Origin of the sequence: Pseudomonas sp. VI4.1 (assembly GCF_002029345.1) — a bacterium.
Taxonomy (GTDB): domain Bacteria; phylum Pseudomonadota; class Gammaproteobacteria; order Pseudomonadales; family Pseudomonadaceae; genus Aquipseudomonas.
Genome location: NZ_MULM01000120.1, coordinates 23,528 through 35,426 on the forward strand (window position 1 = coordinate 23,528; position 11,899 = coordinate 35,426).

An 11,899-nucleotide genomic window follows, 5' to 3' on the forward strand; every position below is an offset into this window, starting at 1 on the left:
GAGATAAGTCTTTCCTTGACTGCTGCACAACAGGAGGTCTGTGCAATGGCATCCCGCCGAAATGAGTTGTTTTCTCAGCCGACGGCGCATTTTACTGATTTGGTAGGAAAAGTGAAGGCAAATACAGTCTCCACTGAAAGATCCTACATACGGGACTGTGTGTTTTGAGCAGTGGGTCACGGATTTAGTGAGAGGAATGACTGGGGAGTCTGAGACTTTTTATTGGTAATTGAGGTTTCAAGCGGTACAGATGCGGGTTTTGGTTGGAGGTGGTGCGATTGTGATGTCAGTTGGCCATTGAGTTTGCGTTGCGTGGAATGCTGGAGGGGGTCACAGGCAGGTCAGTTTTTTTGGGGGGCGGAGGTGTGGCGTAGGCTCGATCGCTATCGCCAGCAAGCTCGGTTCCTGCAGGTGGGGCGGATGCGGCGGCGAGGCGGGAAGTAACGGGGAAGGTTGATGTGGGTGTATTGTTTTTGTTTTAGAGTCCGGGATGTGGGGTCAGGTTTTTTCTATGGCGCTGATTGGGACGCTGAGCGTGTGTTCGCGGTGCAGGAGTTGCAGGAGAATTACGATACGTTCGGCGCCGTCGCGGGAGAGGAAGATCGCCTCGAGTTCTTTGTAGCTGCCGCTGTTGATTCGCACGCGGTCTCCGGGCTCAAACGATACGGATTCTTGCGGTTTTTCGCTGAGTCGTTGTTTGAGTTGGTCGATGAGTTCGTCTGCTACAGCAATAGGCTGTTTGCCGAACGTCACCAATTGGTTCACACCGCGAGTTGATCGAATGGGGTGCCAGTTATCGTTCAGTTGGTCGAGCTGGATGAACAGGTAGCCAGGGAACAATGACTCCACCGAAGTGGTGCGGCGGCCACGCTGGAGGCGTTCGATGTTATGGGTGGGGCGGTAGCACTTGAAGGCTTGGCGCGTCAGGTTTTCCTCGGCGCGAGAGTCTTGCCGTGGTTTGCACTGGATCAGGTACCAGCGGGGTGGCGGGTGCTGGGGTGGCATGCGGGGAGCTCTCATGGGTCAATCAGGGCAGCGGCGCTGCCCTGATATTCCGTTATTATTTGTCCGAAGCGTATTCGTACTGGTAGTAGCTGTAGTTGCCATAACCATAGGCAGACGCTTTGCGCTCCACGGCGTTGAAAATTGCGCCTTTGACGACAATGCCGTTCTGCTCGAAGCGGCGCTTGGTCACCAGGATTTCCTTGGCGGCATTGACGCCGAAACGGGTGACGATCAGGCTAGTCCCCGCCTGGCGACCCACCAGGGCGGCATCGGTGACCGCGAGGATCGGTGGGGTATCAATGATGACCAAGTCGTACTGGCTGCTGACGTTTTCCAGAAACTGAGTGAAGTTGCTGTGCATCAGCAATTCCGACGGGTTCGGTGGAATCTGTCCGCGGGAGATGACGTGCAGATTGTCCACCTCGGTCGCGTGGATCGCGGTGTTCAGGTCGGTTTTTCCGGCCAGCAGGTCAGACAAACCGTTGCTCACGTCTTTGCGGAACAGTTTGTTCAGGTAACCCTTGCGCATGTCGGCGTCGACCAGCAACACCTTCTGCCCGGTCTGGGCGATGATGGCCGCCAGGTTGCACGAGACGAAGGATTTGCCCACGGCTGGACTCGGGCCGGAGATCATCAGGATGTTGTTCTTGGCCTCCAGGGTCGCGAAGTGCAGGCTGGTACGTAGGCTGCGCAAGGATTCCACGGCGAGGTCTGCGGGGTTGTTCACCGCCAACAGCAGAGAACCAATACTAGTGCGGCCGTTGCCCTTTGCATTGCTTTCAATCAGGGATTGTCCCTTGCTGAGCGGGATCGAGGCGTAAACCGGGATGCCTAGCTGTTCAATGGCGTCCGGGTCTTCGATGCCGCGGTTCAACGCTTTGCGGACCAGTACATAAGCCACGGCAATCAATCCGCCGAGAAGAGTGATGATCAGTACGATCAGCTGTTTTTTCGGTTTGACTGGTTTCTCGATGTTCGCATCAGCCGAATCGATGATACGCACATTGCCGACAGTGCCCGCGCGGACAATGTCCAGCTCCTGGGTTTTGTTCAGAAGTTGGGTGTAGATCTCGGTGGTGACTTGCATGTCGCGAGCCAGGCGCAGCAGCTCCTGCTGGGTTTCCGGCAGGTTCTTGACCTTCTTTTCCAGTATGCGTTTTTGTTGGTCAAGTTGACCCATCTGAGTAATCAAAGCCTGATAGGCCGGGTGCTCTCGGGTAAAGCGGTGCTCCATTTCCGCTTGCTTGAGCTTCAACTCGGAGATCAGCGTTTCCAGGGCTACGATCTGATCGAGCACGGCTTTGGTTTCGATGGTGATGTCCACTGAGCGGGCGCTGGTCTGGTAGGCATTGAGCTGGCCTTCGGCTTTCTCCAGCTGCTTGCGTACATCCGGTAGCTGAGTGCGCAGGAACTCAAGGCTTTGCGCGGCCTCGGCGGAATTGCGCTGGACATTTTGCAATACATAGAGGCGGTTGATTTCATCCAGCACTTTCTTGGCCAGTGCGGGATTTTCGTTTTCTAGCGACAGTGCGATGATTCCGGATTCTTTGCCGCGTTCGGCGGCCGACACGTCTTCCTGGTACTGCAAAATGGTATTGAGGCGACGCTGTTTGGTGATGCTGAACAACGAGCCTGGATTGGCATTGAGGATAGCGACCTGCACCTTGAAACCATTTTGCTCAAGTTTTTCGCCAGCCTGGCCATTGATGAGGACTTCTTCGTCATCATTGAGCAGGGTGAAAGCGCCATTGCCTTCCGCGCGTAGTGTCAGCGTTTTACCCAAGTAATCATCCGGCACTTCCAGCTGAAAGATATCGAGTTTTTCTCCGCCCCATGTATAGCTGTTCAAACCAAGCAATGGAGAGGCCAGCTCGTTTGGGCTGGTTGGCTGAAAGCGCCGGCTCAGGAAGTGGCCGATCAGAGGGAAGTAGTTAGGCTCTATGATTATATCGAGCTTGAGGTTCTCCACGGCCTTGCCCAGCACTGCCCGGGATTTCAGCAATTCGATTTCGGTCACCGCCGGGGAGGTGCCACCGAACATCTCGCTCATTTCACCCAAGCCGCCTAGCGCGGACATGCCGCCTTTCTTTTCTTCGACCTGGACGAGTGCATTCGCCTGGTAGATAGGCGTGGACAACAGGGCAACTGCAACCCCGATTGCGCAAAATAACGCCGTGATGCCGATGATGATCCACTTGCTATCGATCAAGGTGCCGAGTAGCGCGAGCAGATCGATCTCATCATCATCGTCGTCGCGGTGTTCCTGAATAGGTAGGCTGTTTTGGCTTGGCATGCGGGGTACTTTTACAAGAGGTGATTATAATTTTTGCGACCAGCTGTCGACGCCTTGCGTCATCAGTTGGTAGACGTGTTCGAAGGCGACTTTCTGCTGGCGGTAGGGGTCGGAGATTTCCTGATTGTTCTGCCACTTGCCCAGCAGGAACGTCTTGCCGCGTACTTCCGGAGCCATTTCGACGATGCGATCCACATGGCGTTTTTCCATGGCGAGTATCACATCGGCTTGTTGCAGATGTTCGCGAGTCAGTTGCCGGCCTTTGTGGTCCGGGAGATCGCCGCCATGTTCGCGCAGTACTTCCAGCGCGGTGCTGTCCATGGGTTTGTCTACCAGCGCGCCGAGGCCCGCCGAACTGACGTCGATGCCGCGATGGGCCAGTCTGCTTTTAAGCAGGGCTTCGACGGTGGGGCTGCGGCAGATGTTGCCGACACATACGACCAGGATTTTATTGAACATAGGGCTGCGATGGTTGCGAGATCGAGTGTGATGACCGCACAGGCAGCAGGAAGGAGGGGGTGGAATTCCTTTCCAACGCAACAGTACGGCATTCTCCGGTGCATTGCTGCTGCCGGGGCCATTTCAAAAGCGTGCACTTTAGAGGCGCAGGGGGGGAGGGTCAAGGATTGGCTGTTACTTTCTGCCATACGGGTGTTTGCTTTTGTTGGCAATATTATTATGCCAGCATCGGGTAGGTGAACAGGCCAAAGTGCAGCAGATTCAAGCCGAAATGCGTGGCGACTGCGGCGGCCAATCCGCCGAAGCGGTAGGCCACGCCGTAGCCGATACCGGCCAGGGTTGCCAGGAATACCCATTGCCAGCCGGCGCCCCAGTGGGCCAGGCCAAACAGTAGCGCTGCGCCTAGCAGGGCGAAGTGTTCGCCGTAGGGCAGGTGTTTGAGTCGCTGGGTGAGGCCGCCTTGTATATAGCCGCGGAACAGGGCTTCTTCGACCAGGGTGACCAGCAGGAGGTTGTTGAGGAGCCAGAGTCGGGCGACGTCGGGCCATTTTGGGGACCATTCGATGATGCCGAGCAGGCAGGCGCTGGCGAGGGTGAGCAGGGCGGTCAGGCTCAGGGTGATGGCGCTGGTTTTGAGGGTTTGGGTGAGTGAGCGTTGGGCGATGATCCAGGGGCAGGCGAGGATGAGCCAGAAGCCGATCAGGGGTTTGTCGAGGTTCAGGTACATCGAGAAGGGGATGGCGTTTTCGCTGAAGCGTTGTGGGGGGATGACTTGGGCGTTGTGGAAGCCTGGCAGGTAGTGGAGGGCCAGGGTCAGGGCGAGGAGGATGAATAGGGTGTGGCCGAGGTAGCGGGCGTAGGGGTGGTTTTGTGGCTGGATGGCGATGCCGGCGAGCAGGAGCAGGGTGAGGGGGAGGGCTGCCTGGAGGGAGAGTTGGCCGTGGGTGAGTGCTAGGACGTAGCCGGCGGTGAGTAGCGTCAGGTAGGGCCAGGGCAGTCGGAGCATGGGTCTTCCTTGGGTGGGGCTTGGTGTCAGGTGGGCATTGAGGCTATCGGGCAAAGCTCCAATGCCTGTCAGTTAAGCGCAATTCATGTGGGAGTGGCAGTGCGACGATTCGACTTGCTCGCGAAAGCGGTGTGTCAGCGATATCAATGTTATCGCGGGTAAGCCTACCGCCACAGGTATTGAAGTTGGATGTGGGATTATGGTCAGCACATAAACTTTGTGGGGGGGGGCGGTGTGTCAGGCGATATCCATATTGACTGGGCGGGCGTCTTCGCGAGCAAGCTTGCTCCTACAGGGGCCGTGTGTATCTGCAGTTCATGTTTTGTCGCGTAATCGGCGTATTAAACATCCTCTGCTAGTGCGTGTTTAAACGGTCTGTAGGTTGTTTCGCACAGGCTACAACGTCTTGCTCCATTACCTACGATTACGTCAGAATCCGCCGGCTTGTGCGTCTTGGGCCTGGGCTCTATCGTTTTCCGGTCGCTATAAAACAGCGATCGGGTTTGGTAGCCCGGTTACCCGGCGCATAGCGCCACCGTTTGCAGGCCTTTTCAGGCCTCGGTTTTATGGTGGCCATGCGTAGGGCGCTCTCGAGCGCGCCGGGTTGCCAGGTAACCGGTCTACCAACCTTCGTATGGCCGCCACCCACGTTTGGTAGCGAGGGTGATGGCTCCACTTTTATTATCTGGAGTTTCATCTATGTTTAAAGTAACGCCCAACCCGCCGGACACCGATCCGACATCGCTGCACGAGCCCCCCGATTCAGAAAAATACGACGAGGTTGTCAAACGCGCCCTCGATTTCTACGCCAACCCTGCCGCCCACACCGCCGTTATCAAAGCCACCCCGAGGCAGCTCGACAGCATGTTCATCGTCAACCCGCAAGTCGATGTCGAAACCCTGCTGGGCCACGCTTGCGAATCCCTGGCGTCGGCCAATGTCATGGCCATGGACCTGGCGGATCATCTGGACGGGACAAGCCGCAATTCCCTGCTGGGTATTGCGCAAGTCATCATGCTGGGCGAGTTGGCGGTGAATCGCGCGTTGGATCGGATAGATCATTCCGAGTAGCGACGACTACCTGTGGCTAGGGAGTTTGCTTCTGCTGGGTTGTGAAGCGGTTCCAAAAGGGTGACTGCGGTTTTTCAGGGAAAGCTCGGCGACCTTTTTTGGGGCTGCTACGCAGCCCAGCGGGAGCAAGCTCCCTCGCCACAGGTTGGGTGTTTGCTGCGACGATTCTTGTGGGGAGCTTGCGCCAATCCTTTCCTTGATTTGTGCTTCCGCCAGATTTGGCTGTGTTTTATAACTCATCAAGTTATTTAAGTTGTTTGGAGTATTTTTGGGTTACTTATGTAAGTAACGTCTGTAGTCCTATTCCGAAAATTCAACACTTTCCAAGTTTTGGCTATGACTGGTAATCGGATTTCGCTAAGTTTATTGATGGTTTTCTTGAATCTGAAGGTTCAACCGTTAATAGAGGATTAGTGAGTGCAAACAGCAAAGAAATATCTGACAGAGACAGCCGTCCATCAAGCCCTGTTACTGCAAGACTTCACGGAGAAAAGCACTCACGACCACGCCATTCGGCTATTGCTGGATGAAGTTCTCTTGGGGCTTGTTGAAAAAGGCTGGCCCCAGGCAAAAATACAGACAGGACCGCGCGTTGTCTCCGCTGAAGAAAATTACGGTTTGCTTGGTTGTGACCCGACAGAAATCACCCTGGGCAGTGAACACACCCGGTGGGTCGATGAGCACTCCCTGTTGCGAACGCAGACCACCAGTCAAATTCCGGCGGCGCTGCAGCGTGCGGCTGAAGTACGGCAACCGGGGGAGATGATACTGATGGCCGCGCCAGGTATCACGTTTCGGCGCGATAGTCGGGATCGCTGGCATTGTGCGGAACCGCATCAAATGGACGTCTGGGTGCTCGGTGATCCTGAGCTATCGACGCATGAGCACTTGTTACGTCTGGTCAGCGATATCCTTGAATCAGCTGTCCCGGACAAGCCCTGGGTCTACAGCAATAGTCCGCACCACTACACCGAAGGCGGAATTGAAGTGAATGTGTTGAATGACGGCGCACCTGTCGAAGTCCTGGAGTGCGGTCGTATTGCGACGTCTTTACTGCAGCGCCTGAAGATAAATCCGTTGCAACATGGAGGGCTGGCGCTTGGTATGGGGCTGGACCGCCTGACCATGCTGCGCAAAGGCATCCCGGATATTCGTTTGCTGCGTGATCAGAATGTGCGAGTGCAGGCGCAGATGCATGATCTGAAACCATGGAGCGCCGTATCACGTTTGCCTTCGATTGCTCGTGACATTTCATTGGCGGTCACGCCTGGGCTGAGTGAGGAAGTGTTGACCGAGAGAATGCTGCATGCGGCAGGCGACTGTTCTGACTGGATCGAGGAGATGCGGGTCAAGGGGCGCTGGGTGTTCTCGGAAGTACCTGTGCAGGCGGTTGAACGCCTTGGGCTGCTGCCGGGGCAGGAGAATGTGCTTTTGCGGGTTGTGCTGCGGGATTGTTCGCGATCGATTACTGCGGCTGAGGCGAATGCGTTGTATGCGGGGATTCAGTCGGCGTTGCATGAGGGGGCGCCGGGGGCGGGGTACAGGATGGATTTTGCCAAGGTTTAGAACTTTCACAGGAGCACTGCTGGGGGCAGGTTTCGCTTATGGAGTTCACCGACAATCTTTAGCTTTAGGAGCACTCCGGGGATGATAGGGCGCCATCGCGGGCAAGTCCGCTCCTGCAGTATTGGGGGTGGATGTTGGATTGGAGGCATCATATAAAGCTTTTTTGGGGCGTGGGGTTGGTCGTGATGGCGGTGTGTCAGGTGATATTTTTGTTGGTTGATAGACTGCTTTCGCTGGCAAGCCAGCTCCTACAGGGGGCTGTGGGGGGGGCATGGATTGTGTGGACGGCCAGGAAACCGATGTGGGGTTGGTGTTGGGCACCAACCCCGGTTTGGTGGGGTTAGGAGGCTATTAGTTGGCGTAGGACGTAGTGCAGGATGCCTCCGGATTTGAAGTATTCGACCTCGTTGAGGGTGTCGATCCGGCACAGCACTTCGATTTTTTCTTGGCGGCCGTTGGGGCGGGTGATGACCAGGGTCAGGTTCATGCGCGGTGTCAGTTCGGCGCCGGTCAGGCCGAGGATGTCGAGGGTTTCTTTGCCGGTGAGGTTGAGGCTTTTGCGGTTCTGGTCGAGTTTGAATTGCAGGGGCAGTACGCCCATGCCGACCAGGTTGGAGCGGTGGATGCGTTCGAAGCTTTCGGCGATGACGGCTTTGACGCCGAGCAGGTTGGTGCCTTTGGCGGCCCAGTCGCGGCTGGAGCCGGTGCCGTATTCCTGGCCGGCGATGACCACCAGCGGGGTGCCGCTGGCCTGGTAGCGCATGGCGGCGTCGTAGATCGGGATTTTTTCGCCGGTCGGGATGTAGATCGTGTTGCCGCCTTCTTCGCCGCCGAGCATTTCGTTGCGAATGCGGATGTTGGCGAAGGTGCCGCGCATCATCACTTCGTGGTTGCCGCGACGGGAGCCGTAGGAGTTGAAGTCGCGCGGTTCCACGCCTTTGTCGCGCAGGTAGTGGCCGGCGGGGCTGTCGGCCTTGATGTTGCCGGCCGGGGAGATGTGGTCGGTGGTGACCGAGTCGCCGAGCAGGGCGAGGACCCGGGCGCCGGCGATGTCCTTGACCACGGGGGGCGGGCCGCCGATGTCGTCGAAGAACGGTGGGTGCTGGATGTAGGTCGAGTCGTCCTGCCAGACGTAGGTCGCGGCCTGGGGCACTTCGATCGCCTGCCATTGTTCGTCGCCGGCGAAGACTTCGGCGTATTCCTTGTGGAACATGGCGGTGTTGACCTGGTTCACGGCGTCGGCGATTTCCTTGCTGCTCGGCCAGATGTCCCGCAGATAGACCAGGTTGCCGTCTTTATCGGTGCCCAGGGGTTCGCTGCTGATGTCCATTCGCACTGTACCGGCCAGGGCATAGGCGACGACCAGGGGCGGGGAGGCCAGCCAGTTGGTTTTTACCAGCGGGTGCACGCGGCCTTCGAAGTTGCGGTTGCCGGAGAGCACCGAGGCGACGGTGAGGTCGGCTTGCTGGATGGCTTTTTCGATCGGTTCCGCCAAGGGGCCGGAGTTGCCGATGCAGGTGGTGCAGCCGTAACCGACCAGGGCGAAGCCGAGTTCGTCGAGGTATTGGGTCAGGCCGGCGGCCTTGTAGTAGTCGGTGACCACTTTGGAGCCGGGGGCCAGTGAGCTCTTGACCCAGGGTTTGCGCTTGAGGCCTTTTTCCACGGCTTTTTTCGCCACCAGGCCGGCGGCCATCATCACACTCGGGTTGGAGGTGTTGGTGCAGGAGGTGATGGCGGCGATGACCACGGCGCCGTTTTTCAGGCGGTAGGTCTGGCCTTCGTAGTCGTAGTCCGCTTCGCCGGCCAGGTCGGCGTTACCGACGGCGACGCCACCGCCGCCTTCGCTTTCCAGGCGGCCTTCTTCTTTGCTGGTGGGTTTGAATTGCAGGTCGGTGAAGTCGCTGAAGGCTTGCGGGACGTTGGGCAGGGAGACGCGGTCTTGTGGGCGTTTCGGCCCGGCGAGGCTGGCTTCGACGCTGGCCATGTCCAGGGCCAGGCTGTCGGTGAAGATCGGTTCTTTGCCGGGCAGGCGCCACAGGCCTTGGGCCTTGCTGTAGGCCTCGACCAGTTTTACCGTGGCCAGCGGCCGGCCGGAGAGGCGCAGGTAGTCCAGGGTGATGTCATCCACCGGGAAGAAGCCGCAGGTGGCGCCGTATTCCGGGGCCATGTTGGCGATGGTCGCGCGGTCGGCCAGCGGCAGGTCGGCGAGGCCGTCGCCGTAGAACTCGACGAATTTGCCGACCACGCCTTTTTTGCGCAGCATCTGGGTGACGGTCAGCACCAGGTCGGTGGCGGTGATGCCTTCCTTGAGCTTGCCGGTGAGTTTGAAGCCGATCACTTCCGGAATCAGCATCGACACCGGTTGGCCGAGCATCGCCGCTTCCGCTTCGATCCCGCCGACGCCCCAGCCGAGTACGCCGAGGCCGTTGATCATGGTGGTGTGGGAGTCGGTGCCGACCAGGGTGTCGGGGAAGGCGTAGGTGCGGCCGTCTTCGTCCTTGGTCCAGACGGTGCGCCCGAGGTATTCCAGGTTGACCTGGTGGCAGATGCCGGTGCCCGGTGGCACTACGCTGAAGTTGTCGAAGGCGCTCTGGCCCCAGCGCAGGAACGCATAACGTTCACCGTTGCGCTGCATTTCGATGTCGACGTTCTGGCCAAAGGCGCTGGCACTGCCGAATTTGTCGACCATCACCGAGTGGTCGATCACCAGGTCCACCGGCGACAATGGGTTGATGCGCTGCGGGTCGCCCCCGGCCTTGGCCATGGCGGCGCGCATGGCGGCCAGGTCGACCACGGCGGGCACGCCGGTGAAGTCTTGCATCAACACGCGGGCAGGGCGGTACTGGATTTCGCGATCGCTGCGCCGCTCCTTGAGCCAGGCGGCGATGGCCTTGAGGTCGGCGCCGGTGACGGTTTTTTCATCTTCCCAGCGCAGCAGGTTTTCCAGCAGGACTTTCAGCGACATCGGCAGCTGGTCCAGGTCGCCGAGGCTCCTGGCGGCCTCGGGCAGGCTGAAATAGTGGTAGGTCTTGTCGTCGACTTGCAGGGTTTTAAGGGTGTTCAGGCTATCGAGGGACGGCATTGCGATCACTCCTTGAAGTCCGCACGGCTACGGACTGAGGGGACGGACAGAGCATTAAAGCTAGCCCTGTTTTCAGTAGCTGGCTAATAACTGGACTCTATGGACAAGTCCAAGGTTCCGAACTCGGCTATCATGCGCCGGTTTTCGTGACAGGCTTTGCTACAGGGCAAGTTGCGCAGCGATTCATTGCCGATTGCCAGGAGATTCAATGAACACCCTCTTTATGCATTGCCGGCCGGGCTTCGAAGGCGAAGTCTGTTCCGAGATTTCCGAACACGCCGCACGGCTGAACGTGGCCGGTTATGCCAAGGCCAAGACCGCCAGCGCCTGCGCCGAATTTATCTGCACCGAGGAAGACGGCGCCGAGCGTTTGATGCGCGGTCAGCGGTTTGCCGAGCTGATTTTTCCGCGGCAGTGGGCTCGGGGGATTTTCATCGATCTGCCGGAAACCGACCGTATCAGCGTGATTCTTGCGCACATGGCGGACTTTCCGCTGTGCGGCAGCCTGTGGCTGGAGATGGTCGACACCAACGATGGCAAGGAGCTGTCGAACTTCTGCAAGAAGTTTGAGGGGCATTTGCGTAAGGCGCTGATGGCGGCTGGCAAGTTGGTGGAGGATCCTTCTAAACCGCGGTTGCTGCTGACGTTTAAAAGCGGGCGTGAAGTGTTTATGGGGTTGGCGGAGTCGAATAACTCGGCGATGTGGCCGATGGGCATTCCGCGCCTGAAGTTTCCGCGTGAGGCACCGAGCCGGTCGACTTTGAAGCTGGAAGAGGCTTGGCACCACTTTATTCCGCGGGATCAGTGGGATGAGCGGCTGCACAGTGATATGACCGGCGTGGACCTTGGCGCCGCGCCGGGTGGCTGGACTTGGCAGCTGGTCAATCGGGGCATGTTGGTGACCGCGATCGACAATGGGCCGATGGCGGAGAGCCTGATGGAGACCGGGCTGGTGCAGCATTTGATGGCTGACGGCTTTACCTTCAAGCCGCGGCAGCCGGTGGACTGGATGGTCTGCGACATCGTCGAGAAACCGGCGCGCAACGCGGCGATGCTGGAAGAGTGGATTGGCGAGGGGCATTGCCGGGAAGCGGTGGTTAACCTCAAGTTGCCGATGAAACAGCGGTATGCGGAAGTGAAGCGCTTGTTGGAACGGATTGCCGACGGGTTCAAGGAGCGTGGGATTCGGGTTGAGATTGGCTGCAAGCAGCTGTATCACGACCGGGAAGAAGTGACCTGCCACCTGCGGCGGCTGGACGTGAAGAAACCGAAATCCCGCTGATACACGGAACGGGCGTCGTGCCTGGGTCCTGCGATCGACACGGCCCCCTGTAGGAGCTGGCTTGCCAGCGAAGGCGTCAGGTCAGTCGACATCAATGTTGAATGTCGCTGGCCTCTTCGCTGGCAAGCCAGCTCC

Annotated in this window: 8 protein-coding genes; 3 read left to right on the forward strand and 5 right to left on the reverse strand. The window is 58.3% G+C overall.

Going from position 1 to position 11,899, the window contains the following annotated elements; translation table 11 throughout:
- Positions 1-498: 498 nt before the first annotated feature.
- The 4 genes from rfaH to BZ163_RS07860 form a co-directional block, all read right to left on the reverse strand.
- Complete coding sequence (rfaH, locus tag BZ163_RS07845; RefSeq protein WP_128870456.1) at positions 499-1,005, reverse strand: transcription/translation regulatory transformer protein RfaH; 507 nt, start codon at positions 1,003-1,005, stop codon at positions 499-501.
- 55 nt (positions 1,006-1,060) lie between these two features.
- A complete protein-coding gene (locus tag BZ163_RS07850; protein ID WP_128870457.1) occupies positions 1,061-3,298 on the reverse strand; it encodes a polysaccharide biosynthesis tyrosine autokinase in 2,238 nt (745 codons plus the stop codon).
- 24 nt (positions 3,299-3,322) lie between these two features.
- Entirely contained in the window at positions 3,323-3,757 is a 435-nt protein-coding gene (locus BZ163_RS07855; RefSeq protein WP_128870458.1) for a low molecular weight protein-tyrosine-phosphatase, read from the reverse strand.
- 217 nt (positions 3,758-3,974) lie between these two features.
- Positions 3,975-4,763 (reverse strand): CPBP family intramembrane glutamic endopeptidase, encoded by a 789-nt coding sequence (locus BZ163_RS07860; RefSeq protein ID WP_128870459.1) that lies wholly within the window; start codon positions 4,761-4,763, stop codon positions 3,975-3,977.
- Positions 4,764-5,462: 699 nt separating this feature from the next.
- Here BZ163_RS07860 and BZ163_RS07865 point away from each other — a divergent pair.
- Together BZ163_RS07865 and BZ163_RS07870 are read left to right on the forward strand one after the other, a co-directional pair.
- Positions 5,463-5,834 (forward strand): DUF6124 family protein, encoded by a 372-nt coding sequence (locus BZ163_RS07865; protein WP_128870460.1) that lies wholly within the window; start codon positions 5,463-5,465, stop codon positions 5,832-5,834.
- A gap of 417 nt (positions 5,835-6,251) precedes the next feature.
- A complete protein-coding gene (locus BZ163_RS07870) occupies positions 6,252-7,400 on the forward strand; it encodes a hypothetical protein (protein ID WP_128870461.1) in 1,149 nt (382 codons plus the stop codon).
- Positions 7,401-7,740: 340 nt separating this feature from the next.
- Here the strand turns inward: BZ163_RS07870 and acnA are convergent, their stop codons facing one another.
- On the reverse strand, positions 7,741-10,482 hold the full coding sequence (gene acnA / locus BZ163_RS07875) for an aconitate hydratase AcnA (protein ID WP_128870462.1): 2,742 nt from the start codon (positions 10,480-10,482) through the stop codon (positions 7,741-7,743).
- 208 nt (positions 10,483-10,690) lie between these two features.
- Between acnA and rlmM the strand changes: the two genes are divergently transcribed.
- Positions 10,691-11,764 (forward strand): 23S rRNA (cytidine(2498)-2'-O)-methyltransferase RlmM, encoded by a 1,074-nt coding sequence (rlmM, locus tag BZ163_RS07880; RefSeq protein ID WP_128870463.1) that lies wholly within the window; start codon positions 10,691-10,693, stop codon positions 11,762-11,764.
- The last annotated feature ends 135 nt before the right edge of the window (positions 11,765-11,899 follow it).

Coding starts and splice junctions, on each gene's coding strand:
- rfaH (WP_128870456.1), bottom strand. CDS start 1,005: ATGCCACCCCAGCACCCGCCACCCCGCTGGTACCTGATCCAGTGCAAA.
- BZ163_RS07850 (WP_128870457.1), bottom strand. CDS start 3,298: ATGCCAAGCCAAAACAGCCTACCTATTCAGGAACACCGCGACGACGAT.
- BZ163_RS07855 (WP_128870458.1), bottom strand. CDS start 3,757: ATGTTCAATAAAATCCTGGTCGTATGTGTCGGCAACATCTGCCGCAGC.
- BZ163_RS07860 (WP_128870459.1), bottom strand. CDS start 4,763: ATGCTCCGACTGCCCTGGCCCTACCTGACGCTACTCACCGCCGGCTAC.
- BZ163_RS07865 (WP_128870460.1), top strand. CDS start 5,463: ATGTTTAAAGTAACGCCCAACCCGCCGGACACCGATCCGACATCGCTG.
- acnA (WP_128870462.1), bottom strand. CDS start 10,482: ATGCCGTCCCTCGATAGCCTGAACACCCTTAAAACCCTGCAAGTCGAC.
- rlmM (WP_128870463.1), top strand. CDS start 10,691: ATGAACACCCTCTTTATGCATTGCCGGCCGGGCTTCGAAGGCGAAGTC.